Origin of the sequence: Rhizobium sp. LC145, from assembly GCF_001005825.1 — a bacterium.
In the GTDB taxonomy this organism is placed as follows: Bacteria; Pseudomonadota; Alphaproteobacteria; order Rhizobiales; family Rhizobiaceae; genus Neorhizobium.
In genome coordinates, this window is record NZ_LBHV01000001.1 from 403,530 (window position 1) to 428,699 (window position 25,170).

Here is a 25,170-nt window from a genome sequence, read left to right on the forward strand (position 1 = left end):
CATGTTCAGCGCCGATCGTTACAAAGAAGTGCGTCAAATGCCGTCCAATCAGAAAGCGCATCGTTCTCGCGCTTTTCGTATGCGTCGGCTATCCAAAGCAGCATTGCATGCTTGATATTGGCCGGAAGCGTTTGGTACCCGACCACCGCAGTCAGCTTGATTCTCGACCCCGGTCTAATTGCTGGCCACTGATGGCCGTATTTTAGGACGATTGCTGCGTCGAGATTGTCGAATCGCTCTTCGTAAGCCGTTGTCGGAAGGGTCTGCTCGACGCCAGCGGTGTCGACATAGGCGATCGAAGTAACGGACTGAGCGGGTGTGACGGGAAGCCTGGCCATATCGCAAAAACCGTCGCACTTTACTTCAACGGTTTGGGTAGCCAGGGCTGTCCCTGTGTATTTCTCAACATAATCCCGAGCGGCAGTGATGTAACCTTCCAAAAGGTCATCGTCATCGTCGTGCAGGACGTTGCATTGCCGCTTTGCATCCGAAATGGATATAGGATTAGTTGGCGGCGCCGTCACCTTCGGTGGATACCACATCAGCCTTACCCTTCCTCGTGCGGCGCTCTGGAGCCGGCTGCGCTACCGCGCGCTCAATCTTCTCCTCGGCCGATGGCACGGCATAGCCGACGCTGATCAGCCGAATAGCTTCCTCGTTTGGAAACTCCCGCTCATCGCCAGGAGCGAGCGAGTATTCGTTGCCGGACAGGCCGACCAACATTCTGATATTCATGTCGTCTCCTTGGGTAGGAGGCGGGCCGAAGCCCGCCATCCAAACTCAGGCGGCAGCCATAACGAGGTGCTTGACCGCAGCGGTATCGCCGAGTTCACCGTCGAAGCGGATCAGACCCGCGATACCCAGATCCGGCCAGAAGCGCTCACGCAGAACACCGATAACCGGCGAGCCGACCTTGCGGACGAAGTACTTGGAGAAGTCACCGAAGATGACCGGCCTGGTGCCGGCGGCAATCTGCGGGACGTCGTCGTTGATCTCGTAGCGGTAGCCGAGAAGCGTACCCGGTTCGCCCTTCTGGATGTCGCCCATCGTCCAGATGTAACGGTTCTCCGAATCCTTCAGCTTGCGGATAGCAGCAAGGGTCAGGTCGGCGAACTGCCAGCGCGTCTTCGGCGAACGACGGTAAGCCGCGTTCACCGAGTGCTGCAGGTCGATAAGCTCATCGGCCGTAAGGGCGGCCGCAGCGGCTGCGGTCTTGCCGAGCGAAGACGCCGTCACCACGCCATGGGGATCGTCGGTGCCGTCGCCGATCGTGAGTTCGCGGTTGGCGATACGGCCAAGGCGCTCACCAAGCAGCACACCGAGCAGCGATTCCATGTTGAAGATGGAGTCGGATGCAAGTTCCATCGAGAACTTCACGAACTCGGTATCGTAGACATACGCCGAAAGTTGCTTCTGACCGAAGGCCGCGTCCTTGCCACCGTCATCGGTCAGCGGAGTACCTTCCGTGTGCTTCTCGGCCGTAACTGCGGTGTCGTCGACGGTCGGGATGTTGATGATGTTACCGGCGGCTGTGTTCAGCTCCGTTACAACGTCCGTGTCGTACATCGGACCCCAGTCCTTCATCGACTTGACGATGAAATCGGCAAGCTCAACCGGGACCGTATAGCCGCCGGCAGTGTTGGTACCGGTCGTCTGCATGCGGAATTCCTTGGTGGACTGGACACCAGTTTTCAGAATTCCTCGCTCTTCTGCGTCGAGTTCGCCCAGATCGGCGCCCGAAGCGAGGAACTTGTAGAATACCTCGCGGTACTCCTTCTTCTCGCCACTGTCTTGGCCGCGGGACTCACCGCCGGAAACCGGACGCTTGCTTTCGCGGTCTCTTCGCTGCCGCTCCTCAAAACGGGCCTCGATTGCCGCCAGGCGCTCCTCACGTTCGATGTTCTTCTCGATCTTGTCGAACTCGGCCATGATATCATCGTGGCGCTTGTCGAGCTCAGCAGAGCGGGCGTCGTCGGTGTTCTTGGTGATTTCGTCAAGAGCCTCGCGAGCCTGCGTCATAAGGCGGCCGCGCTTCTCCTGCAGTTCGGTAAGTGACATACTGGTCTCCATTATCGTGGTGGTTCGTGTGATGGCAGGATGATTGTCCGGCCCTCCGGCTCAAGCCGGGTGACTACGAGGCGCCCTGCCCGTCACCGACCGGTGACTGGATGCCCCGAAACTTTTGCTCCATACCGGCACGCTTCTCAGCGATCCGGCGAGCAGCGGCAGTCTTGTTGCGCGCGCCCGCCTCGGCGCGAGCCGCATCTAGCGAGCGCTTCGCGAGAATGGTGTCCTCGTATGCGGGCCAGGCGACGGCCGAGACCTCAAGGAGGTTCAGCTTCTCTATCGTCCTCACCGGAACGTCCCCGGTCTCGTCCCAGGTCTCCCTGGTGACGCGGAAGCCGAAGCTCATACCGGAGATGTCGCCGCGTCCGACCAATTCCCAAAGGTCGTTGCCTTCGGTCGTATTCGGCACATCGATCTCGACGTGAAGCCCGATGCCATCCTCCTTGAGCCGCAGCGTGCCGCTCTTGGTTCGTCCGATTACGCGCCCAGCGTCGTGGTCGACGAGCGCGCGAATATCGCCCTTTATGGCATCAGCAAATGCTCCAGGAGCAATCTTTTCCTGAAAGTAGCCGCCGATATCAGCGAGCCGCTCAAACACGGCGGCGTACCCCACCAACGTGCGCTTGCCATCGTCGGCGCGGTGCTCAACACCCCCAACGTAACTGCGCTTTTCAATGTCTGTCATGCGGCTTCCGCCTCATCTTCTTGGTTGTCGTTGGCTGGTGCAGGCGTTCTGCCGTCCTGCGGCTGCTGACCAAGGGGCACGGTTGCCCCCTGGATAAGCAGTTCGTCGCCATTTTCCATGCTGGGCCGGTTTTCCAGTGCGCGCGCTTCATTCGGCGTGATTTGTGCCGTCTGAATCGCTCTAGCCAAACCGTCAATCCGGCTCTTGAAGTCGCCCCGCATGAGGCCATCCAGCGAATGCTCAATCCATCGGCCGTTGTTATTGCGACCAAAAAACTTCAGATTTAGCTCGTCCTCCAGCGCCTTGGCCCATTGGCCGATAAGGTGCTTCACGAGGTGTAAGTCCTGCTGTTCCGCATTGCTGAACGTCGCGCGGGACAAATCCTGCAAGAACACAGGCGGCAACTGCCAGGCGCGAGCAATTTCCTCGACCTGAAAACGCCGCGCCTCGACCATCTGACCCTTCGCAGGGTCAAGGCCTACCGGTTGCAGCTTGTAACCAGCCGGAATAGCGAATACGGGCTCGCTTGCGTTCTTGGCGCCCTCGACCGACCTCATAACATCAGCGGTCGCACGCTTCATTGCGTCGGCATTTGCCGGCAATGGCCCTTCCAACGACAGCGGAGGGACGCCCCCACCGGCAAAGAAATTCGAACCGTAGTCGTTCATAGCAATCGCTAGTTGGATTGCCTTGGTCGCCCTCTGGATCGGCCCGTAGTGTTTCAAGCCGTCCGAATGAAGCATGAAGGGAACGTCGACCACGTCCTCTGCCGGATAGTCGCGCCCATCGAACTGATAGACGACCCGGAACCCGACCCGCTTGATCACGGTCTTTGCCGGGTCCATCGGCCACAGCGAATCGACGCCCTGCGGCGTTCGCTCAATGTAGGCCAGCCCACGGCCACCGGTAAATACCTGCTGCCAAAACCATTGCCAGAAAGCAAACGAGCCCATCGTCTCATTCGGAGAGCAATTGACTACCGTCTGAAGCTTACCGCCGACACGCTTAGCGCCGTCCTTACTGTCTCGATAGGCGTGCCGCGGGAGCGCCGCGAGGGTACGAGACATGAAGGCGACGGCAGCAAGCACAGCTGGCACGGTCAAGGCGGCGTCGATCGTAACCCGCGGCAGGCTGGCCTGCTGGACGCCGAAGAATGCCATGAAATTCTCGGCACTCACCGGAACGGTGGGATTTTCTATGGATGCCCGGGATTCTGTCGCGTTCGGGCGGAAAAGCCAGTCTTTTATAGCCATTATGCCGCCTTATTGAGTGAGAATTCCGGGTCATCCCAGGGGGACGTTGCTGGCAAAATGGGCACGAACTCTTCGGCGCAGGAAAGCGCCATGACGAGCGATGTCATTCCGTCAATACGCCCACGGCTGCCTGCTTTTGTCAGCTTGCGGTTCCCGGCGTCGTCCTTTTTAACGACGGCATTGCCGGCGCACATCGTCAATACGGGGTGGTCGCCATGCCGAATCTTGCCGTTCAGCAGCAGAGATTCCGTCGTTCGAAGCGCCGGAGACATGGACACAAAGCCCTGCCCGAACTCGACGAATTTTCCTTCGATCTCTTCCTCAGTGAATCCGGCTCGCGATAGCCAAGGTCGCAGGTGACGGAAGTTGTATCGGTCGAACGCCATCTTCTGGACGTCCATGTCGTCACAGACGTCGCGAAGGTGCCTCGCGATGTGCTCGTACTCGATGCTCTTGGCGCCCTCTACGGCCTCAATGTACCCGTCGGCAGCCCAAACATCGTAGCTGACGCGGTCCAGCCTTGCTTTTGCCGCTAGCCCCTCTCCTGGTAGCCAGAAATGGGGCCTCACGTCCCAAACGGTGCCCCCCTCCAACACGTCAGGGGCAACCAACACAAGGCTCGTCAAGTCGTTGCATTCGCTGAGGTCGAGTCCCCCAAATACGGGGCGACCGCCGAAGTCCCGATTAGGTTCAGACGCGTTCCCCATCCACACCTTGCGGGACACAAAGGGGTTGCTCGTTTCTACTCGCCTATTCAGGACGAGGTTTTCAAACTCCGCTGCACGGGCCGGCATGTTCCGCGCATCCTCCATCATTCCCAAGACTTCCTCTTGGTTCATGAAAAGATCGAATGCCGGATTCGCGGCCCTCACCGCCTCAACGGTGAACGGGTCCAGGTCGGGAGGAGCGGTCTGAAAACGCAGAACTGTCCGTGGATCTCGACCCTTTTTGGCATCATCGATGAGCACGGAAAGGAGGTCTGCATCGGTCGGAGCCTGCGTGCTGATGATAATCGAGAGAGGCTCGCCCTGCGCTGCGGTGGCCGTCTCCAATGCATCATACAGAGGCGACCGAGGCCCCTTGACCTGGCCGAGCTCATCGTGAATCGTGAGTACGGGGCTCAAACCGTATGCCGTGGCCGCGTCAGCGGACAACGCACGGTAGACGGTGCCCAACTGACGGCACACGATCCGCTTGCCGCTGTCCTTCGGCTCAGCGAATGCATTCAGGATCGGAGACATCCGGATCATCTTGGCCGCAAGCTCAAACAGAATAGCGGCCTGGTCACGAGACTGAGCCGCGCTGTACAACTGACTGTTTGGCTTTGCCTCCGGACCGCACAGATGCAGCAGAAGGATCATAGCGCTTTCAGTTGTTTTCGCGTTCTTTCGGCCACGCGAAATGATCGCGCGTCGCGTTCCGCTCGGATTATCGTATATCGCGCGCAGGTCATCTTTCATGAATTCAGCGAGCTTGATCGGCTGACCTACGAACTGCCCCTCGGGGATACGAATATGCTTTTCGAGCCATCTGATATTCCGCTCCGCGCGGCTAATCGTCTTCGCCATCATCTTCCCACGGTGCAATTATCTGGCCCGGCTTCTTCGCCGATTCAGCACGCACCGTTGCCTGCTGCGTGATCCTCATGCGGGTGGCGAGCGAGGATATCGCCCTGCCCTCGCGCTCCTGCATTTTTAGAAGCTTGTCATAGGCGTCGATATCGAAAGTCTTCGCCTTTTCCGCGCTCGCGATCAGTTGCGCGATCCTGCGCGCCGCAACAACGTGCCTGCAATACTGGGTGAGCATCCCATGCGTTTCGCGCGGGAACCAATCCGCCGGCATGCGGTCAACGACCGCTCGCCACTCGACCGCTTGCTCAATCGTCAATTCATTTGGCGGCTGCGGTCGATTGATAACCTCAACGTTGGAGGCAATCACAATCTCGGTGCTTGCCGCCGACTTGCGTCCGCGCGCCGCCATTCAAATCTCCGGTCTGAAAACTTTTTTTATACAAAATTAGCGAAAGTTGCCTTGGCCCCCGGTACGGGGCCGGACACTGCGAGAGCGCCAACCTCCCCCTCCCATCATCGGCCTTCGCGCCACTCCGGCCATCCGGTCGCATCGAGACGAGTGTCGATGCTGCCGCGCTCGATGCGCTGCTTAGTACCATCATGGTGGGCTTTGCAGAGGGACTGTAGGTTAAGTGGATCATGAAAGAGGTCGACTTGCCCGCGATGTGGGCGGATGTGGTCAACTACCTCGGCAGCCGTGATTTCTTCTGTTTCTAAGCAGAACTCGCAGAGTGGCCGCAGTGCAAGCTGGGCTTCCCGCAGGCGCTTCCACATGGCTGTTTGGTAAAGGTGATGGTATTCACTACGTGCCATGCATCACCATGATTGGTCGACTTGTGGTCTGCCATCGTGAACCAATCTGCGTCATTATGAGGTAAACGAGAGCAAAGTGCAGGAGGACTACTGAGTGTCCAAGCTCAACCACAATAGGTCCGCATTGAGGTCGATCGATCTGCGTAAGGGGAATGACAGATGGTCGCATGCGGAGCATGCGACATCATCATCGACATCTGCGCAGGCGAAACGCCGACACGAGGTTCGGATATCCTTTATCCGCGCATACACTTACGCGTCGCTCAAGGAGCTGGAGAAGCCAGAGATACCAAGTTTGTTGAAATCAAGGATCATGAAGTCGCACGGAGATACGGTCGACGAAAAGATCCAGTCATGGCTCAAACTTCAACAGGAATACAAGCGCATTGCTAATCAAGCAGCGGCCCGGCTTTCCTGACAACGAAAGCGGCCGGCTCAACCCTTTCGGGGAGCCAGCCGCACGTTGCCTGGCAGCGACGAGGAGTAGAGCGCGCCAAGGCAAGCTGAATTAAAGCGACGGGAGCGGGACGGCCGTCCAACCGCTCAACCGTCGCACACGCCAGCGCGGGTCGCAAATCGCGCCGGGCGTTCGTTGTTGTGGTAGTGGGATGGCCTCTATTTGGTCGATGTCGCCCTCGATTTCAAGTGGCCACCGCAATGGATTTGAGGCTGTCCCGGCGATCTTCGCGAGTTTGAACGTCCGCGGATCGGCAGCGCCCCAAAATGAAAACGGGCGCAAAACGCGCCCGTCGGAGTTTCCACCCCTTCATACTAAAGGGGTATATTCAGTGCATAAAGTCAGGCAGTTGATACGATTTTTTTTCGCTTCCTGAAAATTGTCGTTGGCCGCGACGAGCAAACGGCGCCCAGCCGCGATTGCATATTTCCCAGAATACCCTCGTGACTCACCCAGTTCTTGGAGGCTTCTTGCTGACATGGCCTGCGTCAGCGTCTGGACGTGCTCGTCTTTCATTCCCTGGAGCCATTTAGCAAACTCTTCGGCTTCGGCACGTTCCGAGTAGACATCTTCCCATCCCTGACTTCCGCTGTCACCGGTAGCCACCTTCACGAGACCCGGCCACAGTTGAGCTAGTTGCGTTGGCCCTGCGGGAAAACCCGTTGGGCATCTCTTTACTTCAGGCATGACAGGCGTATTGGCGATAGCATCCGCCAGCATCTGGCGAGCTTCAGCTTTGGTAATATTGCGCCGCTCCTCCGGTCCCGCTTTTCTTTTGACGCGGCGCGGCTTCTTCGCCTGGAACAATCCGCCCGGCATGTTCTCTGTAGGCCTCCCGGCAAAATAGTGGTTGGAGAGAGCAACCTCGACTGGATCCGCAACCGAGCCTTTGTCTCGTGTGGCTTTTTCCCGACAACCCAGCATCGCCCCGACAGGCATTGCAATCTCTGCTTCGACAACCTCACCCATAACAAGTTTGAGGCCCTTCTCGGTTTGATTGCCATTGCTGAAACGTAACCTTCCGATACGGACAATTGTCTTATGTCGCTTACCACAATCGTCGATGTGGTATCCGTATTCTATGTCCCCGGCCACTGGGTTGGCGTGAACCTCGCGGTGTGCTGCGCTATTCCAGAGTGGCATCTGGTGGCCGTCCGAAAGCATTACCGGCTCGGGCCTCTCAAACACATCCACATCCTTCAGCGATCTCTCGATCATTGCGAGCGATGGGATGTACTCAAACGCCTTCTCTCTCCCGCACCCCTCTTCCTGCACTTTGTTATCGTTCGCAGGTGACAAGCGCCAATTCGACTTGACCGTCGGCAGCTCTTCCGACGGGACGCCCTCAGCAACTCCGACCGGCCGCCGGTAGAATTCCAATAAAGCGCTGAGTTCAGCCAAGCCGCGGTGTCGGCGAGACTTCTCCCCTTTGGCTTTCTTCGGCTTTTCCCACAGCTCGATGTCGTCCGTAGGTGCTGTTGCCCTCCAAGCCTCGATTGCGTTGCGGTGTTCTTCGGTGCTTCTCGTCAAGCGGCATCCTCCTTCTTACAATTGTCATTGGCCGCCACGAGCGAGCCCGCGTCGGTGACATGCGGTCTCATGGCAGCGGCGTCATTCAACGCCTCGAACGCGGCTCGCTTGCCACGGGGCAGCACTTTGTCATGCACCATTGTCGGGGCGGCTCCGCGGCCTGGAAACGGGCCCCCTAGGTTTCGGTAAGAAGTGCGCGTGGGCATGGGGTCTCCTTCTATTGGAGGGTTGGTCGGCTGGGCGGTGTGATGATGGTGGCTGCAGCCAGTATATAGCGCCGACGTACGGGATCGGCTGGGACGGGCTGTGCCGCAGGTGGCGTGATGTTGCATGTCGGCCACAGGTAGGGCGGCGGTACAGGCTACCGTCCGGCACGGCGGTTGGGGTTTGATCTCTGCAGAACCGGCACACATTTACGGGTTGTTAAGCTACGTAGCCACATCGTCTCTCCGACCCTTTTTCGTTGGAGTTTGTTCATGCGTATCCACGGCGCCGCGGTTCTGTTGACGGTACCCCTCATTGCTATTTTGCTCCTTGGTGCATCCGTCGCGTGGCGCCAATTGGAGACGATCGACCCCGTTTTGACCGGGTCGATCAGGTAACCCGCGAAGGTAACCTGGCACTTCCCGCTGTCCAAAACCTGCTGAAAGCATCGAAAGCCGCAAAGAAAGGTTTATGGACTATCGCGTGGGGCACCGGCCTGCAATTAGGCCAATTATTGCAACGCTCCTTATCTGGGCGATCGGCTTGGGCCTCGCGCCTAAGCTGAAATTGTGAAGTTGTGCAAACTCTCTAGAGCAGAGGGGGAAATCACCAAAACCATGGGAGAACACACAGCTCCACAAGTTCACAAGTAAGAAAAAAGAAGATATATATATCTTCTAAACTATTGTTTTTCTTGTGGTTATATACCACACACCAACTTGTGGCGCCGACCCAAATACGTCACAACGCCACAAGTTTTTATTCACCCGCGTCACAAGTTGTGGCGATTATTGTGGCTCCGTCACAAGTTTGAACGATCCCCTGGCACCGGGTTTTGCTTGCGGCTTCAGGCTCTGTACCTTTCCTGTTTCAATGAGCCACTGGAGCGCCTTTGACACATCTTCCGCTTCGGCGCTGCTAACGCCCTCCCGCTGCAGAAGGTGCGACCAAGGAAGCGTCTTATCTGTCGCTACCTCCAAGGCCCTGATAATGGATTTCCTCAACGCTTCGGCCGTTGAGCCTGACATGTGACGGTCAACGCCTTCGGTAACGATCTGGATGGACCTGTGCACAATCGCCCACCCCCATCCCACATCGTCCTCGGTGATCACCGGTGTGGAGGGATCCCTGCTGACTGCGCGGATGGATGCTAACCGCAGCGTATTCTCCGCCGCACGCCCGTTTATATGATGCTCCTTCTCATTCCAGGCGGCATCGTGCTGCCAGAGGAATACCTGCGTCCAGAGCTTGTAGGCGTCTCCTTCTTCGTCGCCTTCGAACGGGATCATCAGCTTCCTTGCACCGGAGCCTTTAGGCTTTGGAAAGTCGGTTTGCGCCTGTTTCAGCGTGGCCACCAAAGCCGATGGCATGACGGCCTTGCGGTTGAGCGTGGGAGGCCTGATCTCTGCCGGCCCGTTCCCCTCAATGAAAATGAACCGCGAGAGGAAACCATCGTTGAGCGAGGCGTCCGAGAGGCCGGCGTAGAGCGTCGTCGGGGTGGTCATGCCCAACACGGTGAGGGCCGGACCGTCGATCGGACTGTCGTCCTTCTTGGTCTCATCGGAAGCATATTGACGACCATGGAAGACCGAGTCGGCTTGGTCGTAGATCGCCAGAAGGAACTTCCGGATCGATGCTGACGCTGCGTTGCTGCGCTTTGCATTGATGTCCTGAAGGGTGACACCGAATTCGTCCATTACGACGACTGTCGAGCTATTCCGCCTGAGCATGCGTTCGATAGCAGCGTAGCTGGTCGGGTCGCCGTTGGTGACCGCTCCGGGCTTTCCTGCGCTCGCCGCGAGAGCAACGATTGACTTGGGGGCGTGCCCCTTCCCGCTCGCAACACCCATGACAGTCGTGAGGAAGAGGTTGAGACCGCTGCGCGTCGGTCCCAAGGCCTTGTCGCCGAACATGCCGCCGAGAAGAGCTAGTGCGGACGTGAGCGACAGCTCCGGCACTGGAATGATCGCTGTAGACGTGATCCACCGGCTAATTTCCGCGAGAAGTCCGCCCGCCGCTTCAGGTGAGAAAGGATCTGGATGCATGCGCGGTAAAGCGGGTAGCGACCTCGGTGGGTCTTGCTCTGGCTCATTGTCGTTGGCCGCAGCCAGTGGTTGGGTCTTGGAGGTGAACTTCGCAATGATCCCCTTAGCTGCCTCCTCTCCGGTCGCCCTAGCTTCCTCATGCGGGGTACCGAATTTGGCCCACATCCTTTCAAAGTCGGCGCGCGCATCTCGGCTTTCGTAGCGCCTGAACCAATCGCCGGTAGCGGCCAGAAAAGCGGCGCAGGCTTGTTCGGCGGTCAGACCGTCGAACGCGAGCTGTTCGACGACTTTGGAGGCCCAGACTGAGCGGTCTCCGATATCACTGGCCGCGAGTAGCTCGATTGCAGTGTCCGAAAGAGCAATGCCGTCAAGCGAAGGCAGCTCCCCCAGTGTCACCGTTCGGTGACATTGTTCTGGCGACATCCATGGAGCGAGCACCCGCTGGAGTTCATCAACGCTGGTCAGGCTGCCGTCCCAAGCTTCGGCAACGGTGACAACGGCGGGTTCCGCCGACCGTCCGCGGGCGAGCTTCTTGGCATTTGGCCAATTTAGGCAACCTGGTACCCGCCAGACGTGCGACACGTCCATGGTGCAATGATCACTATTCGCCGCACGCTTCAGGGCGCCCGCGAGCGGCTTCGCCTCAGCAGGAGTGAGCGGCTTGTCCAGCAACAGCACGCACTGGTAGTTGCCGGGAGAGCTCTCCACAACATAGTTCGGTTCAAGTGGCATATGCCCGGATCTGCCGGTATCGTCGTCCATATCCGCGACCAGGGCGAGCACGGCGACAACGTCCACCTCGCTGCCCTTCTTGCCTCGCGGTAGCGAGGACCGCATCAAGTTGGGGCAAAGGTACACGTTCGCGTGGGGAGTGGCCGCGTGAGCCATCACGGCCTCTGTCGTACCGTCAACGTCGCCGACGGCATGGTGGCTAATAATGCCTCCGGCCTTATCCTCTCCGTTTGGGTTGGCGAAGAATACCGAAACCACGAACTTACCGGCGATGCCGGCCGCCAATTGATGAAGCACTTCGACGTGAGCGCGGACGGCCGTTTCGTCGAATGCGGGTGTGAGGTTAGGCTTCTGACTGATGGCGGACAATTTCGGCAATCTGGCCTCCAAGTGCTTTTGATGCGGCTTCTGTGATTTTCTCGGCTATGACCGGCTGGAAGGTCACCGCGTGGTGACCACCGATATTTCCCGAAACTGTGCGACGGGTGCCGTCGGTGTACTCGCGTAGCATCAGTCCGTTGATGCGAATGTCACCTAGCTGAACGCTGAAGCGGGCGATGGTGCGCCCGGATCCAGGTGATGAAGGCGGTCTTTCGACCGCCTCCAGATGTCGGATCACGGGATCCATCAGCGACGACCCGCAGCCACACGATCGAGATGCGCCCGGTCATTCTCGATCTTCTCTATGCATGCCTGCCAGACAAACTCGGCGGTCCGTTTGTCAGCGAAGAACGCATCTCCGACAGTCCGAACTGACGTGGACCCAGGTGACCGATCGACGAAGCGCAGTCGTGCGCGGTCACCGGCGACGCCCTCCGTTCGAGCAATGAGGTCGATGGCAAACTCCGATCGGTCCAGCAATCGAGCGTCCTGGGCGTAGCCATCCATGAAGTCCAGGGCGAGCGCGAAGCCTCTCAGGTTACGGATCTGCCGATCCTCCCCGAGCATCGCGGTACGTGGTTCACACAGTTGCAGATATTTAGACAATATTCCTCCTTCGCCGGCATGATGGCCGGTCGGTTGGTTGTTGATGGTGGTGATGTGATCGGGCACGCCGATCAATTTTACTGCTATCGGAAACCTCTCCCCTGCATTAGTGTTTACTAATGAGGAGGAAGCTGAAATGAAACACGTCGACAACCGGCAGGTACGGGTACCCGGTCCGCCACGCGATCACTGCGTCGAGACTTCATGCGGTAAAGCTGGTATCAGTGAGAAAGAAACGCAGAAGATGCTGCGGTTGTTGGGAAAGCGCGCGGCCATCCACGAGCTTTCGATCAATTTGAAAGACCGACCGCCGAAGTTCCGTTAGGCGGCAAGGATCGAGGCGCGGCTTCTTCGATCACGAAGGGTGCGTTCTGGGATAGATGGTTGGATAGTCTCCTCTTGTGGTGGTGCTCTCCCGGCGCTGGTAACGCCAGTGATGAACGCAACAACGGCGGTTACATTGGCCGATGTCAACCGTCAGAATAGGGACCGGATCTCCGCTTTTATCCATCCATGCAGGGCGTAGTGAGTGCGCGCAGTACTCCCGGCGCCGTGGCGCATAATGCATGGGGGGTACCAATATGTCTCATGAACCCGCCGGCGGTTTGCATCCGTAATGATTTTGCGCTGGATGATGGAGAAATATGCGACGCCGTTCCCGTCCTCATCTACGGTCACCATAGGCTTCTGGCCTTGAAGAAGCGTGGCGAGGCCGCAGTCGAATGCATAGTTTATGACGTTGACGATCTGCACGCCGAACTCATGGAAATCGATGAGAATCTTGCCCGGTCGGAGCTGACGCCCGCTGAGGAAAGCGCATACATTCTGCGCCGTAAGCAGATTTGGGAGGAGATGAATGGCCCCGTTGGTGGGCAAAATTTTCCCACCAACGATCTTCGCGTTGACGGGCGAAGAAAGGGTGAGCAACACCACAAGCAATTCGCCGCAGAAGTCGCAGAAGTCACCGGCTCATCCAAGCGCGACGTCAACCTCAAAATCGCCCGCGCCCGCGAACTTTGGCGTTAAGTCGGCTTGCGCCTAGACTTTGTCCACTCACCCAAGCGCTCTTGCCCATCCGGCGCCGTGGCGGCAAATCCTGCGGTAATCCCGAAATATGCGTCGTAAAATCGCCGGACGAGTGGGATGGGCCGTCCGTCATGTAACGGATCCCTACGCGGGAATCCCTTTCGCTCAAGCTGAGGGACCACCGTCTTGATCCACATGGCGGCGCGCTCTTTGCCGACGATAGCAATGGCGAGATCGTGATCGCTCGCGAAAAGGGGGAGTTTAGCGAGGGCGTCAGTCATCGCTGGTTCTTCCGGCGCGCATTCTCACGCTCATTGGCCAAACGGCGCAGCGTGGCCTTCGCCGCAGCAAGGGCTAGTTCGCCTTCATTCGTAGCCGACCCCTCCACCTTGAGTGGGGATTTCTGTTGAACTCGGCATAAGACTCTCATCTTTTCGATTTCTGACAAGGTTGTGTAATCCTTGCCCGCGATACGTTCGATAACAAGTCTTCCGCGCTGAAACTCTCGCCGTAGTCCCTTCTCGGTCATGGACCCATCTGGAAACGCCAATGCCGCTACGCGAGCTAGGCGCAGCGGTGTATTTTGGTCAATTCGATCTTTGTCAGGGGAGTGCATTTAGGAATCCAGCCAACCACAATTATTGCCACCGGCGCGAACGCCGAAAGCTTATTGATGTCTCCTCTTGTGGTGTCGCTGGTGAGGCGTGGGATGACGTTAGGGGGATGGACTTGCGCCAAACTTGCCTGTCACCAATGCGGATGCTCTCCTGCACGTCTGGAACCAGAGAACTCCGTACGCCGGAGCATTAGGCTCTTGGCCATCAGGTTTGCGCTCGCAGCTTTACGACGCCTTCGCCGCGATCATTGTTGATGAATTCGATGCCGGCGGATTCCAGTGCTGCGCGGATATCCGCCACCGTCCTCTCTTTCAATTCCTCTCCCGCCTCGAGCCTGGATACGGTGGCCGGCGCGACCTTAGCCAGCGCGGCCAGATCCCGAACGCCTAACCCAAGAGCGACCCTGGCCATCTTGCATTGGATCGGCAACATTTTTTGGAACCTCGTTATAAAAACATGTTGACGTTATCAAACCCTATGGTTATTAGAACCATGTACTCATTTTAGAGCTACAGTTCAACACGAGGAGCACACATGAACATGCACACCAACATCACGGCTGCCGATAGAACCCTCCTTCCTCGCGGTCTAATCGCGAGAAGACGCGCCCCAAGAGCGCGGTGGAAGTTCCAAATCGGCGCGATGGTCGAGTTTGGCGAATTGCTCGCGGTTGTCGCAGAGCGGAGCCTCTCCGCCCTCGGCCATCAGATTTTTACCCTCCACATTCTCGGCGAAGCGCACGGACGTCCGACCCGCGTGGTCCGTGCCGAGTACATCAGCAATGTCCCTACTTTGAAGGTAGTCGGCATCTACACGCCCCTGGTCGACCATGTCGAAGATCCGCCGATCCGTCCTTCTCAAGCTCTTTGACCGACAGGATGGGCGGTGCTGCTACTGCGGTGCCCTCGTCATCATCAGTGCTGACCGCGAGATGCAGCGGCGCCCAGATGCAGCGACGATCGAGCACATCCGGCGAAGGGCCGACGGAGGCACCAATCACATGGCCAATCTAGCCTGCGCATGTCTCCGCTGTAACCGGGAGCGAGGTGACCTGGACTGGCTTACCTACGCGACATTTAGGCGTGGGGAATTTCTCGAGTTCATGGCGGCCATCCGTCGCCCGTAAGTTTTCCGCCCGCTGATTTCGTCGCAAGTTCCGGCGGGCACTCGCCGGTGGCGCCTTGGTGGCTGCCCCGGTCTTTTATTCACGCCGCTGCACCACCGGGCATACGGCCCGAGCGGCTCACGGCCAGCGCGAGCACCACCGTCATATGACGCGCGCTGGCCGTCTCTTTCATCTTCCGCTATCATACGAATGTCGCGGCCAATCGCCATGCGAAAACCACTGGAAGATCGCCGCGGCAAGCCGCTCGACTCACAAGGTCGGGCGGCTTTTGGTACAACGAGAGGTACAACATCCTCCCCGAGATGCCGAATTTCCAGGCCTGTCCGTCCAGTCGATCATCGGGGCCACGGCGAAAATCTTGCCGCCGGTTGCCAGTGCCTCTGCGTACATCGAAAACCCTTTCTCGGCGGCTCTCATACAGCAAACAAAAATTCTTCGCCAGTTCGTCCCCGCCCCCCTCAAAAAGTGCTAGGATCGGCGCGCGATTTGGGGGACAAAGGGCGCCGTCGTTTTCCGCCCTTTCCTTGTTCAGGAGTTTCCCATGCTCGCGACCGTGATCCCCGCCCTCGAACCCGTGCTGCTTCCGGTCGAAGGCGTGACGGAACGGTTTCCGGTGCGCCGGGTCTATTGCGTCGGCCGCAATTATGCCGACCACGCAATCGAGATGGGGCATGATCCGTCGCGCGAGCCGCCCTTCTTCTTCCAGAAGAACCCGGACAATCTCTATGCCGGCACCGAATTCCCCTACCCGCCGCTCTCCTCCGACGTGCATTACGAGGTCGAACTGGTGATGGCGCTTGCCGAAGGCGGCGCGGATATCCCGGCCGCCGGGGCGCTGTCGAAGGTCTACGGCTAGGGCGTCGGCGTGGATTTCCCCCGCCGCGACCGGCAGGCCGAGGCCAAGAAGATGGGAAGGCCGTGGGAGGTTGCCAAGGCCTTCGAAAAATCCGCGCCCGTCTCCGCCCTCGTCCCGGCGTCGAAGATCGGCCATCCGCAGCAAGGCGCCGTCTGGCTGGACGTCAACGGCGAGCGCCGGCAGTCCGGCGATCTCGCCCAGATGATCTGGAAGCTGCCGGAAATCATCGCCGAACTCTCCAAGCTCTTCACCCTCGCGCCCGGCGACGTCATCATGACCGGCACGCCCGCCGGTGTCGGTCCGGTCAAGCGCGGCGATACGGTCGCCTGCGGCGTGGACGGCGTCGGCGAACTGACGCTGACGGTCGTCTGAGCCACGGAATTCGGGAGGAGAAGACATGCCGCTTTACGCGCTCGGGGATTACCAGCCGAAACTGCCGGAAGCCGGCCGCTACTGGATCGCCCCCAATGCCACGCTCATCGGCAAGGTGGAGCTCGGCGAGGATGTCGGCATCTGGTTCAGCGCGGTGCTGCGAGGTGACAACGAGCCGATCGCCATCGGAGCGCGCAGCAATATCCAGGACGGCGTGATGATCCACAACGATGTCGGCCTGCCGGTCTCCATCGGCGAAGGCTGCACCATCGGTCATCACGCGATCATTCATGGCTGCACGATCGGCGACAATTCGCTGGTCGGCATGGGCGCGACGATCCTGAACGGCGCGAAGATCGGCCGTAATTGCCTGATCGGCGCCAATGCGCTCATCACCGAGGGCAAGGAATTTCCTGACAATTCGCTGATCGTCGGCTCACCGGCGCGGGTCATCCGGACGCTGGACGAGGAAGCGGTCGCGAGGCTGCGGCAATCGGCGGATCATTATGTCGCGAACTGGCAGCGCTACGCCAAGGACCTGCGCGAGATCTAGGCCGCGCAGGCGCTGCAGAGGCCGCGGATCTCGATCGTCGTCTTGGCGGGCTTGAAGCCCTTTTGCTTCGCCCAATCGCCGAGGCGATGATCGACCGCGTGGTCGTGAAATTCGGAAACATGGCCGCAGCTTTCGCAGATGGCGAAGGCAACCGTGCCATGACCCTTGCTGCAGCAATCGCTCTGCGCATGCGAGCAGGCAACGAAGGCGTTCAGGCTTTCGAGCCTATGGATGAGGCCGAATTCCAGCAGCTTGTCGAGGGCCCGGTAGACCTGCAGGGGGGCGCGGAAACCCTGGTCCCGAAGCCGGTCGAGGATCGTGTAGGCGCTCATCGGCGCATCGGAGCGGTTGAGCACGTCGAAGACGAGCGACTGGTTCTTGGTCAATGCCGGTGCGATCATGAGCGCACTCCCTTGTTGCCGGCCGGTTCCGTCCCGCTTTTCCCCGCCATCCAGAACAGGCTCAGAATAAAGAGGATCAGAGCCGCAACCACGATGGATGGGCCGGAAGGCGTATCGTAGTGGAGCGATCCGAAAAGACCGCCGACCACCGCAAGCGCACCGATCAGGGATGCGAGAACGGCCATGGCCTCCGGCCCGGTGGAAAAGCGCCGCGCGGTCGCGGCGGGAATGATGAGCAGCGAGGTGATCAGCATAATGCCGACGATCTTCATGGCGATCGCGATGGTCAGCGCCATCAGGAGCATGAAGAGAAGCCGCGTGCGTTCCGGGCTGAGGCCTTCGGCCTCGGCCACTTCCTCGCTGACCGTGGAGGCGACGAGCGGCCGCCAGAGAAAGGCGATCGCGGCAAGCACGAAAAGCCCGCCGCCCCAGATAAGGGCGATGTCGGATCTCGTGACCGCCAGGATATCGCCGAACAGGAAGGCGATGAGATCGATGCGCACCCAACTCATGAAGGCGACCATCACGAGGCCGATCGCGAGCGCCGAGTGGGAGAGTATGCCGAGCAGCGCGTCGGCGGAAAGCGTCTGCCGCCGCTGCAAGAGCAGGAGCAGGAGCGAGACCACCAGCGCCACCGCAAATACGGTGACCAGCAGGTTTATGTTCAGCAAGAGGGAAAGCGCGACGCCGAGCAGCGCCGAATGGGCAATGGTATCGCCGAAATAGGCCATGCGGCGCCAGACCACGAAACAACCGAGCGGCCCGGCGGTCAAGGCGACGCCGATGCCGGCAACCAGCGCGCGGGTGAAGAAATCGTCAAGCACGGCGCTCTCCCTCTTTCGCATGCGCATGATGGTGGTGCTCATGGTGGTGTTCGTGGGAGTGATCGCCATGCGCGTGATGGCCGTCTTCGGGATGGCAATGATCGGTGATCGAGCCATCCTCGTGCAGCACACGGCCATCCGGAAGATGGGTATGGTCGTGATGATGGCTGTAGACGGCGAGCGAGCGCGTATTGCCGAACAGCTTCAGGTAATCGCTGCTCTGGCTCACGGCTTCCGGCGTGCCGCGGCAGCAGACATGACCGTTGAGGCAGATCACCGTGTCGGTGCCGGCCATGACCATGTGGAGATCATGGGAGATCATCAGAATGCCGCAGCCGGTCGATTGGCGTATGAAACGGATGAGATCGTAGAGCGCGCTTTCGCCGGCGAAATCCACGCCCTGAACCGGTTCGTCCAGGACCAGCAGATCCGGCTTGCGGGCAATCGCCCGCGCCAGCAGCGCCCGCTGAAATTCGCCGCCGGAAAGATGCCGCACCTCGGCCTCGGCAAGATGCGGAATGCCGGTGGCGGTCAATGCTGCGACAAGCTCGTTCTCCGGCAGCGGCGCGGTCAGCCGCATCAGCCGGCGGACGGTGAGCGGCATGGTCCAATCGATCGAGAGCTTCTGCGGAACATAACCGATGGTCAGCCCCGGCATCCGGGAGACCGATCCCTCATCGGCACGCAGAACGCCGATCGCAAGCTTGGCGGTGGTGGACTTGCCGGCGCCGTTCGGGCCGATGAGCGTTACCACTTCGCCCCTGCGGATCGAAAACTCGACTCCGCGGACAAGCCACCGGCCATCCCGGCGAATGCCGGCATTGTCGAGCGATACAAGCCTGTCTTCGCCCTGGTGAGCTTCGGCTCTGTTCCTCATCAGCATGTTTTTTCCTGGTGCTTTTTTCTTTGGGTCCAGTTGCCACCGGCTATGACACACGTTATAGCATAACGCAATTGATGTAATAACATTACATTCCACATGCAAGGAAGACCTGCCATGAAAAACGCCTCCCTCCTGCTCCTCTCCTCGGCCGCGTTTCTCGCCGCAAATGCCGCGATCGCCGCACCGGATGTGGTCGTTTCGATCAAGCCGATCCATTCGCTGGTAGCTTCGATCATGCAAGGCGTGGGCGAGCCGAAGCTGATCGTCGATGGAGCAGCTTCGCCGCATACCTTCACCTTGAAGCCCTCCAACGCGCAGCAACTGGAGAAGGCGGAGGTGATCTTCTGGATCGGCCCCGGCATGGAAGCCTTCCTCGAAAAGCCGCTGGAAGCCCTGGGCAGCAAGGCAACGGTGGTGGAACTGGAGGACGCGCCTGGCCTGGAAAAGCTTCCCTTCCGCGAAGGCGGGGCTTTCGAGGCGCATGACCATGGCGACGGGCACGGACATGAGCACGGCGAGCACGAGCATGAACATGCCGAAGGCGAAGGGCATGAAGGACATGGGCATGAAGGGCACGACCACGGCGCCTTCGATACCCATCTCTGGCTGGACCCGATGAACGCCAAGGCGATCGCCGCCGAGATCGAAAAGACGCTCGTCTCCGCCGATCCGGAAAATGCCGCTACCTATCAGGCCAATGCGGCAGCCCTGATGCAGAAGATCGACACGCTGGACACGGAACTGAAGGCGACTGTCGAACCGGTCAAGGACAAGCCCTTCGTCGTCTTCCACGACGCCTATCAGTATTTCGAACACCGCTACGGCGTGAAGGTGGCCGGTTCGATCACGGTGAGCCCGGAAACGATGCCGGGCGCCGACCGCATCAGCCAGATCCACAAGAAGGTGACGGAACTCGGCGCCACCTGCGTCTTCGCCGAACCGCAATTCGAGCCGAAGCTGGTCGCGGTAGTGACGGAGGGAACGCCCGCCAAATCCGGCACGCTCGATCCGGAAGCGGCAACGCTCACCGCTGGTCCGGACCTCTATTTCGATATGATGCGCGGTATCGCCACCTCGATGAAAACCTGCCTTTCGCAGGGCTCCTAAGAGACGAACCGGGAAAGGCGGATATTTCCGCCTTTTTCAATCACCTTGAATGTTACGTTATAACAATACGAAAGGCATGAAATGCTCGAGAAGCTACCGGTCACCGTTCTCTCCGGCTTCCTGGGAGCCGGCAAGACGACGCTGCTCAACCACATCCTCGGCAACCGCGACGGTCTTCGCGTCGCCGTCATCGTCAACGACATGAGCGAGGTGAATATCGACGCGGCGCTGGTGCGCGACGGCGGCGCCGATCTCTCCCGCACTGAAGAACAGCTCGTGGAGATGACCAATGGCTGCATCTGCTGCACGCTGCGCGACGATCTGTTGAAGGAAGTCCGTCAATTGGCGGAGCAGAAGCGTTTCGATTACCTGCTGATCGAATCCACCGGGATCGCCGAGCCCCTGCCCGTCGCCGCGACTTTCGAATTCCGCGATGAAAACGGCGAGAGCCTTTCCGATGTGGCGCGCCTCGACACGATGGTGACGGTCGTCGATACCGCCAATCTGCTGAAGGATTACGGCTCGGCGGATTTCCTGGCGGATCGCGGCGAAACCGCAGGCGACGGCGACAACCGCACCCTGGTAGATCTTCTGGTCGAGCAGATCGAATTCGCCGATGTCGTCGTGCTCAACAAGGTATCGGCCGCCTCCCCCGACGAGCTGGATGCCGCCCGCAAGATCGTCGCCGGCCTCAATCCGGATGCGAGCATTGTCGAAACCGATTTCGGCAAGGTCGCGCCGAGAGTCCTTCTCGGAACCGGCCTTTTCGATTTCGCCAAGGCGGAGACCCACCCACTCTGGTTCAAGGAGTTGCACGGCTTCAAGGATCATGTGCCGGAAACAGAGGAATACGGAATCCGCTCCTTCGTCTACCGCGCCCGGCGGCCGTTCGATCCGGCGAAGTTCCACGATTTCGTGCAGCGGTCGTGGCCAGGCGTCATCCGCGCCAAGGGTTTCTTCTGGCTGGCGACGCGGCCCTATCATGTAGGCGAGATCAGCCAGGCTGGCGCGCTGGTACGGACCCAGAAGCTCGGCATCTGGTGGGACGCGGTTCCGAAGGAAAGATGGCCGCAGGACGAGGAGTTCCGCGAAGGGCTGGCGCGCTATCTCGACCCCGTCTGGGGCGATCGGCGGCAGGAGATCGTCTTCATCGGAGCGGACCCGATGAGCGAGGCCGCGATCCGGGCCGAGCTCGATGCCTGTCTGATTGGGGCCGACAAATTCCAGCCGGACCGCTGGCGGGATCTGCCCGATCCCTTCGCTTCCTGGAACCGACAGGCGGCGTAATCAGATTTTCAGAGGCATGCCCGCCGCAACGCAGAGCGGTGGCTTGCTTGGCCTGCGGGCGGGGCAAAGCCCTCTCCGCCCGCAGGCCAATCCCATTACCGGCCAGCGATAATGCTGGCGATGACGCCCGACGTGATGCCGACAAGCAGGAAGTCGTTATCGGCCCTGACCCAGCGATAGCCGCGCGGAGGCGCCGACAGGCGATAGCGGCGATAATCGCGGATTTCGGCCATGCGGCGGCGCTCGGCGGCCGTCATGCGGTGACCCTTGCTCCAGCGATGCTTCCTGACGACCTTCTTCTCGATGGTAACCGAGCGTTCGACATGCCGGCCGCGATCGCGGTCACGACCGTGGTCGCGGTAACGTTCCTGTGCCTGGGCCTCGGCCAGCGGAGCGGCCAGAACGGTGGCGGTGAGCAATACGGCGAAGAGCTTTTTCATGGGGCGATTCCTCTTTTGAACACGCCCCGAAACTATGGTCGAATTGGTGAACCGGAACTGAACGGTTCGATTACATTTTCGTAATGAAATTAATCCGTTTCAGCGGGTTTTTCGTGTGGCTCGCATAGTCGAACCGATGTGGATCAAGCCCCTCATCCGGCTGCCGCCACCTTCTCCCCGTCCTGACGGGGAGAAGGGATTCGTGGCACCGTCAGTGCTCCAGCCTCCTTCTCCCCGTGAACGGGGAGAAGGTCCCGGCAGGGGGATGAGCGGCCCCTAAATTTTGAGCTTCAATGCTTGCGTTCAGGCCCCTTGCGCTCGGCGGAAGCGGCCCAGAGATTGATATCGGCCTCCTTGGCGTGGACGTCGATCTTCGCAAGCTCCTCGGTCGTGAAATCGGACCTCTCCAGAGCCTTGACGCAATCCTCCACCTGTTCGGGCCGGCTGGCGCCGATCAGCGCGGTCGTGACGCGGCCGCCGCGCAGGACCCAGGCGATCGCCATCTGCGCCAGCGTCTGGCCGCGGCTTTCGGCAATCGCGTTCAAGGCGCGGAGGTTTTCGACATTCTTCTCGTTCAGGAACTCGGAGCGCAGCGACTTGCCCTGCGCGGCGCGGCTATCTTCCGGAACGCCGGAGAGATATTTCGAAGTCAGCATGCCCTGCGCCAGCGGCGAGAAGACGATCGAGCCGATGCCGAGATCGTCGAGCGCATCGAGAAGCCCGTCCTCCTCGACCCAGCGGTTGATCATCGAATAGCTCGGCTGGTGGATGAGGATCGGCGTGCCGAGCTCCTTGAGGATCGCGGCAGCCTCCCGCGTGCGCTTCGAATTGTAGGAGGAGATGCCGATATAGAGCGCCTTGCCCGAGCGCACGATGTGATCCAGCGCGCCGCAGGTCTCCTCCAGCGGCGTATCGGAATCGAAGCGGTGCGAATAGAAGATATCGACGTAATCGAGGCCGAGCCGCTTCAGGCTCTGATCGCAGGAGGAGATCACATATTTGCGGCTGCCCCACTCGCCATAGGGACCCGGCCACATGTTGTAGCCCGCCTTGGAGGAGATGATGAGCTCATCCCGGTAGCCGGCGAAATCGTTGCGCAGGATTTCGCCGAAGGCGATTTCGGCGCTGCCGGGCGGGGGGCCGTAATTGTTGGCGAGATCGAAATGGGTGATCCCGAGATCGAAGGCTTTCCGGACGATCGCCTGCTTGCGCTCGTGGGGCGTATCGCCGCCGAAATTGTGCCAGAGCCCGAGCGAGATCGCCGGCAGCTTGAGGCCGGAGCGGCCGCAGCGGTTATACTTCATCGTCTCATAGCGGTTTGCCGCCGGTTGCCAGCTCATGGACCTCTCCCTTCAATGAAAAACGCGCGGGCGAGGAGCCCGCGCGGGGACAATATCGCCTCGACCGTTTACTTCAAGAGCGCAAGCGCTTCCTCGATGCCGAGGGCGGCGGGCTGGGTGCAGGTGGTCGAAAGCTCGATGAAGCGATGCTCCTCGCCCGATTTCAAGATCGAGGTCATGACATCGACGCCGTGCAGGGCCCGATCGAGCGAGCAGCGGGCATCGCGGCCCTCGATGATCGCCACCGCCATGTCGGCAAGGCCGGCCGTGCGGTAGTTGGCGCGCGGCCCCTGCGGGCTTTCCTGGTTGAACTTGCCGAAGGGATGATCCCAAGGCTCCAGCGGCTGGATATCCTTGTTGCGGCCGCTCGCTTCCACCACGCCGCCGAAGAAGTTCGGGTCCGGCACGAAGAGCGAGCCGTCGGTGCCGTAGAGCTCCATATTGGCATGGCGATGCGACCAGACATCCCAGCTCGCGGAGAGCGTGACGGTGGCGCCGTTTGCAAATTCCAGGAGAGCATGGATATCGGTCGGGGTCTCGACCGGTATCTCCTGGCCCTTCAAGGGCTCGCTGGTGATGGTGCGGGTCTTGCGCGCCATGGAGGTGAGCGCCCCCACCCGCTTCACCGGGCCGATCAGGTTGACGAGATTGGCGATGTAATACGGCCCGAGATCGAGGATCGGCCCGCCGCCTTCGAGGAAGAAGAAGCCGGGATTGGGGTGCCACATCTCCATGCCGGGGCTCATCACATGGCAGGTGCCGGAGGTGATGCGCCCGACGCCGCCCTGATCGATATAGTTGCGGGCGAGCTGGTGCGCGCCGCCGAGGAAGGTATCCGGCGCGCAGCCGACGGACAGCCCCTTTTCCTTCGCGAGCTTCTGCAGCGCCTTGCCCTCTTCGAGCGTGACGGTGAGCGGCTTTTCCGAATAGACATGCTTTCCGGCCTCCAGGATCGCCCTGGAGACGGAGAAATGGGCCGCCGGTATCGTCAGGTTGACGATCAGATCGATCTCGTCATTGGCGAGAAGCTCGTCGATCGTCTGGGCCTTGACCCCGTATTCCTGGGCTCGCAGCTCGGCCGCCTCGCGGTTGAGGTCGGCGCAGGCGAGCACCTTGAGCCCCTTGAAGAGCGGCGAGAGCGCGAAATAGGTGGTGGAAATGTTGCCGCATCCGATGATGCCGACGCCTAGTTCCCTTGGCATGGAAGACTCCGGAATTTCTTGAGATCAATAGGACTTGAAGGAAGCGATGGAGCGGGTGACGAGCCGATCGAGATCGTTCGGGTTGTCGTGTTCGAGGACGTAGTGCCGGGCCGACATCCTTGCGAGCGCGCCCATCAGATCCTTCCACGGCACGGTGCCATGGCCAAGATCGGCCCAGCCGTCCTCATCCTTGTTCTCGCCGGCGGGCGCGATGTCCTTCACATGCACCGCCGTGATGCGGCTGCCGTAGCGCTCGATCCAGGCGAAGGGATCGGCATTGCCGCGGATGATCCAGGCGATATCCGCCTCCCAGGAGAGATCGGGGCCGCCGGCAAGGATCTGCTCCTGCGGCGTCGAACCATCCTCGAGTTTCTGGAATTCGAAATCGTGATTGTGCCAGCCGAACGTGTAGCCGGCATCCTGATAACGCTTGCCGGCTTCCTGCAACCGCTTGCCGAAATCGAACCAGCCCTTGGCGCCGCTCGGCCGCTGGTCGGGCAAGAGATAGGGGCAATAGATCGCCTCGATGCCGAGCGTCTTGGCGACGAGGAGCGCCTGGGCCGGTTCCTTTTCGAGCATGTCCAGGCCGAAATGGCCGGTCGGCATGGTGAGCCCGTTGCGGTCGAGTTCGGCCTTCAGCGATTTCAGCGAAGCTTCGTCCAGCGTGGCGTAGATACCGCCATAGCCTTCCACCTGCTTGTAGCCGTTCCGCGCCAGAAGCGGCAGCACATCGGAAAGCGGGGGAAAATTGCGGGCGCTGTAAAGTTGAAAACCAAGGGTCGTCATCATCAT

At 59.9% G+C, this 25,170-nt stretch carries 29 protein-coding genes and 1 pseudogene; 9 read left to right on the forward strand and 21 right to left on the reverse strand.

All coding sequences use genetic code 11. The annotated features are described in order from the left end of the window. Nucleotides 1-5 precede the first annotated feature (5 nt). The 8 genes from YH62_RS02065 to YH62_RS02100 form a co-directional block, all read right to left on the reverse strand. Nucleotides 6-542, reverse strand: a complete 537-nt coding sequence (locus YH62_RS02065; RefSeq protein WP_046792475.1) for a head-tail connector protein — start codon at nucleotides 540-542, stop codon at nucleotides 6-8. Further along, the gene (locus YH62_RS02070; protein WP_046792476.1) at nucleotides 505-735 is read right to left on the reverse strand and encodes a hypothetical protein; all 231 of its coding nucleotides are present in this window, start codon (nucleotides 733-735) and stop codon (nucleotides 505-507) included. Before YH62_RS02070 ends, YH62_RS02065 begins: the two co-directional genes overlap by 38 nt. A gap of 45 nt (nucleotides 736-780) precedes the next feature. Next, complete coding sequence (locus YH62_RS02075) at nucleotides 781-2,058, reverse strand: phage major capsid protein (RefSeq protein WP_046792477.1); 1,278 nt, start codon at nucleotides 2,056-2,058, stop codon at nucleotides 781-783. Nucleotides 2,059-2,131: 73 nt separating this feature from the next. Next, on the reverse strand, nucleotides 2,132-2,752 hold the full coding sequence (locus YH62_RS02080) for an HK97 family phage prohead protease (protein WP_046792478.1): 621 nt from the start codon (nucleotides 2,750-2,752) through the stop codon (nucleotides 2,132-2,134). Continuing rightward, the gene (locus YH62_RS02085) at nucleotides 2,749-4,005 is read right to left on the reverse strand and encodes a phage portal protein (protein ID WP_046792479.1); all 1,257 of its coding nucleotides are present in this window, start codon (nucleotides 4,003-4,005) and stop codon (nucleotides 2,749-2,751) included. Before YH62_RS02085 ends, YH62_RS02080 begins: the two co-directional genes overlap by 4 nt. Then, nucleotides 4,005-5,576, reverse strand: a complete 1,572-nt coding sequence (locus tag YH62_RS02090) for a terminase TerL endonuclease subunit (RefSeq protein ID WP_046792480.1) — start codon at nucleotides 5,574-5,576, stop codon at nucleotides 4,005-4,007. The genes YH62_RS02085 and YH62_RS02090 overlap by 1 nt, the downstream gene beginning before the upstream one ends. Then, on the reverse strand, nucleotides 5,557-5,985 hold the full coding sequence (locus YH62_RS02095; RefSeq protein ID WP_046792481.1) for a hypothetical protein: 429 nt from the start codon (nucleotides 5,983-5,985) through the stop codon (nucleotides 5,557-5,559). Before YH62_RS02095 ends, YH62_RS02090 begins: the two co-directional genes overlap by 20 nt. Before the next feature lie 104 nt (nucleotides 5,986-6,089). After that, entirely contained in the window at nucleotides 6,090-6,389 is a 300-nt protein-coding gene (locus YH62_RS02100; protein ID WP_046792482.1) for an HNH endonuclease signature motif containing protein, read from the reverse strand. Nucleotides 6,390-6,483: 94 nt separating this feature from the next. On the opposite strand from YH62_RS02100, the gene YH62_RS02105 reads away from it, so the two are divergent. Continuing rightward, a complete protein-coding gene (locus YH62_RS02105) occupies nucleotides 6,484-6,807 on the forward strand; it encodes a hypothetical protein (protein WP_046792483.1) in 324 nt (107 codons plus the stop codon). Between the two features lie 348 nt (nucleotides 6,808-7,155). On the opposite strand, the gene YH62_RS02110 is transcribed toward YH62_RS02105, so the two are convergent. From YH62_RS02110 to YH62_RS02125, 4 genes are all read right to left on the reverse strand, one after another. After that, nucleotides 7,156-8,376 carry a hypothetical protein gene (locus tag YH62_RS02110; RefSeq protein WP_046792484.1) on the reverse strand — a complete coding sequence of 407 codons (1,221 nt, stop codon included), beginning with the start codon at nucleotides 8,374-8,376 and terminating at the stop codon, nucleotides 7,156-7,158. A 992-nt stretch (nucleotides 8,377-9,368) separates the two neighbouring features. Further along, nucleotides 9,369-11,735, reverse strand: coding sequence for a DUF3987 domain-containing protein (locus YH62_RS02120; RefSeq protein WP_245282027.1), 2,367 nt, complete (start codon nucleotides 11,733-11,735; stop codon nucleotides 9,369-9,371). Next, the gene (locus YH62_RS29980; protein ID WP_137326570.1) at nucleotides 11,701-11,985 is read right to left on the reverse strand and encodes a hypothetical protein; all 285 of its coding nucleotides are present in this window, start codon (nucleotides 11,983-11,985) and stop codon (nucleotides 11,701-11,703) included. The genes YH62_RS02120 and YH62_RS29980 overlap by 35 nt, the downstream gene beginning before the upstream one ends. Then, nucleotides 11,985-12,419, reverse strand: coding sequence for a hypothetical protein (locus YH62_RS02125; RefSeq protein ID WP_046792486.1), 435 nt, complete (start codon nucleotides 12,417-12,419; stop codon nucleotides 11,985-11,987). Before YH62_RS02125 ends, YH62_RS29980 begins: the two co-directional genes overlap by 1 nt. A gap of 61 nt (nucleotides 12,420-12,480) precedes the next feature. Here YH62_RS02125 and YH62_RS02130 point away from each other — a divergent pair, with 61 nt between their 5' ends. Both YH62_RS02130 and YH62_RS02135 read left to right on the forward strand, forming a co-directional pair. Then, nucleotides 12,481-12,669 (forward strand): hypothetical protein, encoded by a 189-nt coding sequence (locus tag YH62_RS02130; protein WP_046792487.1) that lies wholly within the window; start codon nucleotides 12,481-12,483, stop codon nucleotides 12,667-12,669. Between the two features lie 263 nt (nucleotides 12,670-12,932). Next, complete coding sequence (locus YH62_RS02135) at nucleotides 12,933-13,370, forward strand: ParB N-terminal domain-containing protein (RefSeq protein WP_046792488.1); 438 nt, start codon at nucleotides 12,933-12,935, stop codon at nucleotides 13,368-13,370. A 277-nt stretch (nucleotides 13,371-13,647) separates the two neighbouring features. Here the strand turns inward: YH62_RS02135 and YH62_RS02145 are convergent, their stop codons facing one another. Both YH62_RS02145 and YH62_RS02150 read right to left on the reverse strand, forming a co-directional pair. Then, the gene (locus tag YH62_RS02145; RefSeq protein WP_245282028.1) at nucleotides 13,648-13,899 is read right to left on the reverse strand and encodes a hypothetical protein; all 252 of its coding nucleotides are present in this window, start codon (nucleotides 13,897-13,899) and stop codon (nucleotides 13,648-13,650) included. Between the two features lie 292 nt (nucleotides 13,900-14,191). Then, on the reverse strand, nucleotides 14,192-14,419 hold the full coding sequence (locus tag YH62_RS02150) for a DNA-binding protein (RefSeq protein ID WP_046792491.1): 228 nt from the start codon (nucleotides 14,417-14,419) through the stop codon (nucleotides 14,192-14,194). 102 nt (nucleotides 14,420-14,521) lie between these two features. Here YH62_RS02150 and YH62_RS29985 point away from each other — a divergent pair, with 102 nt between their 5' ends. The 4 genes and pseudogenes from YH62_RS29985 (at nucleotide 14,522) to YH62_RS02170 (ending at nucleotide 16,894) form a co-directional block, all read left to right on the forward strand. After that, nucleotides 14,522-14,857 carry a hypothetical protein gene (locus YH62_RS29985; RefSeq protein ID WP_137326569.1) on the forward strand — a complete coding sequence of 112 codons (336 nt, stop codon included), beginning with the start codon at nucleotides 14,522-14,524 and terminating at the stop codon, nucleotides 14,855-14,857. Beyond that, complete coding sequence (locus YH62_RS02160) at nucleotides 14,817-15,113, forward strand: HNH endonuclease signature motif containing protein (RefSeq protein WP_046792493.1); 297 nt, start codon at nucleotides 14,817-14,819, stop codon at nucleotides 15,111-15,113. Before YH62_RS29985 ends, YH62_RS02160 begins: the two co-directional genes overlap by 41 nt. 541 nt (nucleotides 15,114-15,654) lie before the next feature. Beyond that, a pseudogene (locus YH62_RS02165) lies at nucleotides 15,655-16,341 on the forward strand (fumarylacetoacetate hydrolase family protein). 25 nt (nucleotides 16,342-16,366) lie between these two features. Further along, the gene (locus YH62_RS02170; protein ID WP_046792494.1) at nucleotides 16,367-16,894 is read left to right on the forward strand and encodes a gamma carbonic anhydrase family protein; all 528 of its coding nucleotides are present in this window, start codon (nucleotides 16,367-16,369) and stop codon (nucleotides 16,892-16,894) included. On the opposite strand, the gene YH62_RS02175 is transcribed toward YH62_RS02170, so the two are convergent. Genes YH62_RS02175 through YH62_RS02185 form a run of 3 tightly spaced genes read right to left on the reverse strand, consistent with a single transcriptional unit; the run spans nucleotide 16,891 to nucleotide 19,002 of the window. After that, nucleotides 16,891-17,295, reverse strand: a complete 405-nt coding sequence (locus YH62_RS02175; protein WP_046792495.1) for a Fur family transcriptional regulator — start codon at nucleotides 17,293-17,295, stop codon at nucleotides 16,891-16,893. The genes YH62_RS02170 and YH62_RS02175 overlap by 4 nt on opposite strands. After that, complete coding sequence (gene znuB, locus YH62_RS02180) at nucleotides 17,292-18,119, reverse strand: zinc ABC transporter permease subunit ZnuB (protein WP_046792496.1); 828 nt, start codon at nucleotides 18,117-18,119, stop codon at nucleotides 17,292-17,294. Before znuB ends, YH62_RS02175 begins: the two co-directional genes overlap by 4 nt. Next, nucleotides 18,112-19,002, reverse strand: coding sequence for a metal ABC transporter ATP-binding protein (locus YH62_RS02185; RefSeq protein ID WP_046792497.1), 891 nt, complete (start codon nucleotides 19,000-19,002; stop codon nucleotides 18,112-18,114). The genes znuB and YH62_RS02185 overlap by 8 nt, the downstream gene beginning before the upstream one ends. Nucleotides 19,003-19,116: 114 nt before the next feature. Here YH62_RS02185 and znuA point away from each other — a divergent pair, with 114 nt between their 5' ends. Together znuA and zigA are read left to right on the forward strand one after the other, a co-directional pair. Beyond that, entirely contained in the window at nucleotides 19,117-20,109 is a 993-nt protein-coding gene (gene znuA / locus YH62_RS02190) for a zinc ABC transporter substrate-binding protein ZnuA (protein WP_046792498.1), read from the forward strand. Nucleotides 20,110-20,190: 81 nt separating this feature from the next. After that, on the forward strand, nucleotides 20,191-21,396 hold the full coding sequence (gene zigA, locus YH62_RS02195) for a zinc metallochaperone GTPase ZigA (RefSeq protein WP_046792499.1): 1,206 nt from the start codon (nucleotides 20,191-20,193) through the stop codon (nucleotides 21,394-21,396). 95 nt (nucleotides 21,397-21,491) lie between these two features. Here the strand turns inward: zigA and YH62_RS02200 are convergent, their stop codons facing one another. The 4 genes from YH62_RS02200 to YH62_RS02215 all read right to left on the reverse strand — a co-directional run bounded on the left by YH62_RS02200 (nucleotide 21,492) and on the right by YH62_RS02215 (nucleotide 25,164). Beyond that, nucleotides 21,492-21,836 (reverse strand): RcnB family protein, encoded by a 345-nt coding sequence (locus YH62_RS02200; protein WP_046792500.1) that lies wholly within the window; start codon nucleotides 21,834-21,836, stop codon nucleotides 21,492-21,494. 290 nt (nucleotides 21,837-22,126) lie between these two features. Continuing rightward, nucleotides 22,127-23,176: an L-glyceraldehyde 3-phosphate reductase gene (mgrA, locus tag YH62_RS02205; protein WP_046792501.1), complete on the reverse strand. Its 1,050-nt coding sequence runs from the start codon at nucleotides 23,174-23,176 to the stop codon at nucleotides 22,127-22,129. A 68-nt stretch (nucleotides 23,177-23,244) separates the two neighbouring features. Continuing rightward, the gene (locus tag YH62_RS02210; RefSeq protein WP_046792502.1) at nucleotides 23,245-24,378 is read right to left on the reverse strand and encodes a Gfo/Idh/MocA family oxidoreductase; all 1,134 of its coding nucleotides are present in this window, start codon (nucleotides 24,376-24,378) and stop codon (nucleotides 23,245-23,247) included. A gap of 24 nt (nucleotides 24,379-24,402) precedes the next feature. After that, nucleotides 24,403-25,164: a sugar phosphate isomerase/epimerase gene (locus tag YH62_RS02215; protein WP_046792503.1), complete on the reverse strand. Its 762-nt coding sequence runs from the start codon at nucleotides 25,162-25,164 to the stop codon at nucleotides 24,403-24,405. Nucleotides 25,165-25,170: the final 6 nt, after the last annotated feature.

Coding starts and splice junctions, on each gene's coding strand:
- YH62_RS02065 (WP_046792475.1), bottom strand. CDS start 542: ATGTGGTATCCACCGAAGGTGACGGCGCCGCCAACTAATCCTATATCC.
- YH62_RS02070 (WP_046792476.1), bottom strand. CDS start 735: ATGAATATCAGAATGTTGGTCGGCCTGTCCGGCAACGAATACTCGCTC.
- YH62_RS02075 (WP_046792477.1), bottom strand. CDS start 2,058: ATGTCACTTACCGAACTGCAGGAGAAGCGCGGCCGCCTTATGACGCAG.
- YH62_RS02080 (WP_046792478.1), bottom strand. CDS start 2,752: ATGACAGACATTGAAAAGCGCAGTTACGTTGGGGGTGTTGAGCACCGC.
- YH62_RS02085 (WP_046792479.1), bottom strand. CDS start 4,005: ATGGCTATAAAAGACTGGCTTTTCCGCCCGAACGCGACAGAATCCCGG.
- YH62_RS02090 (WP_046792480.1), bottom strand. CDS start 5,576: ATGATGGCGAAGACGATTAGCCGCGCGGAGCGGAATATCAGATGGCTC.
- YH62_RS02095 (WP_046792481.1), bottom strand. CDS start 5,985: ATGGCGGCGCGCGGACGCAAGTCGGCGGCAAGCACCGAGATTGTGATT.
- YH62_RS02100 (WP_046792482.1), bottom strand. CDS start 6,389: ATGGCACGTAGTGAATACCATCACCTTTACCAAACAGCCATGTGGAAG.
- YH62_RS29980 (WP_137326570.1), bottom strand. CDS start 11,985: ATGGATCCCGTGATCCGACATCTGGAGGCGGTCGAAAGACCGCCTTCA.
- YH62_RS02130 (WP_046792487.1), top strand. CDS start 12,481: ATGAAACACGTCGACAACCGGCAGGTACGGGTACCCGGTCCGCCACGC.
- YH62_RS02135 (WP_046792488.1), top strand. CDS start 12,933: ATGAACCCGCCGGCGGTTTGCATCCGTAATGATTTTGCGCTGGATGAT.
- YH62_RS02145 (WP_245282028.1), bottom strand. CDS start 13,899: ATGACCGAGAAGGGACTACGGCGAGAGTTTCAGCGCGGAAGACTTGTT.
- YH62_RS02150 (WP_046792491.1), bottom strand. CDS start 14,419: ATGTTGCCGATCCAATGCAAGATGGCCAGGGTCGCTCTTGGGTTAGGC.
- YH62_RS29985 (WP_137326569.1), top strand. CDS start 14,522: ATGAACATGCACACCAACATCACGGCTGCCGATAGAACCCTCCTTCCT.
- YH62_RS02160 (WP_046792493.1), top strand. CDS start 14,817: ATGTCGAAGATCCGCCGATCCGTCCTTCTCAAGCTCTTTGACCGACAG.
- YH62_RS02170 (WP_046792494.1), top strand. CDS start 16,367: ATGCCGCTTTACGCGCTCGGGGATTACCAGCCGAAACTGCCGGAAGCC.
- YH62_RS02175 (WP_046792495.1), bottom strand. CDS start 17,295: ATGATCGCACCGGCATTGACCAAGAACCAGTCGCTCGTCTTCGACGTG.
- YH62_RS02185 (WP_046792497.1), bottom strand. CDS start 19,002: ATGCTGATGAGGAACAGAGCCGAAGCTCACCAGGGCGAAGACAGGCTT.
- znuA (WP_046792498.1), top strand. CDS start 19,117: ATGAAAAACGCCTCCCTCCTGCTCCTCTCCTCGGCCGCGTTTCTCGCC.
- zigA (WP_046792499.1), top strand. CDS start 20,191: ATGCTCGAGAAGCTACCGGTCACCGTTCTCTCCGGCTTCCTGGGAGCC.
- YH62_RS02200 (WP_046792500.1), bottom strand. CDS start 21,836: ATGAAAAAGCTCTTCGCCGTATTGCTCACCGCCACCGTTCTGGCCGCT.
- mgrA (WP_046792501.1), bottom strand. CDS start 23,176: ATGAGCTGGCAACCGGCGGCAAACCGCTATGAGACGATGAAGTATAAC.
- YH62_RS02210 (WP_046792502.1), bottom strand. CDS start 24,378: ATGCCAAGGGAACTAGGCGTCGGCATCATCGGATGCGGCAACATTTCC.
- YH62_RS02215 (WP_046792503.1), bottom strand. CDS start 25,164: ATGACGACCCTTGGTTTTCAACTTTACAGCGCCCGCAATTTTCCCCCG.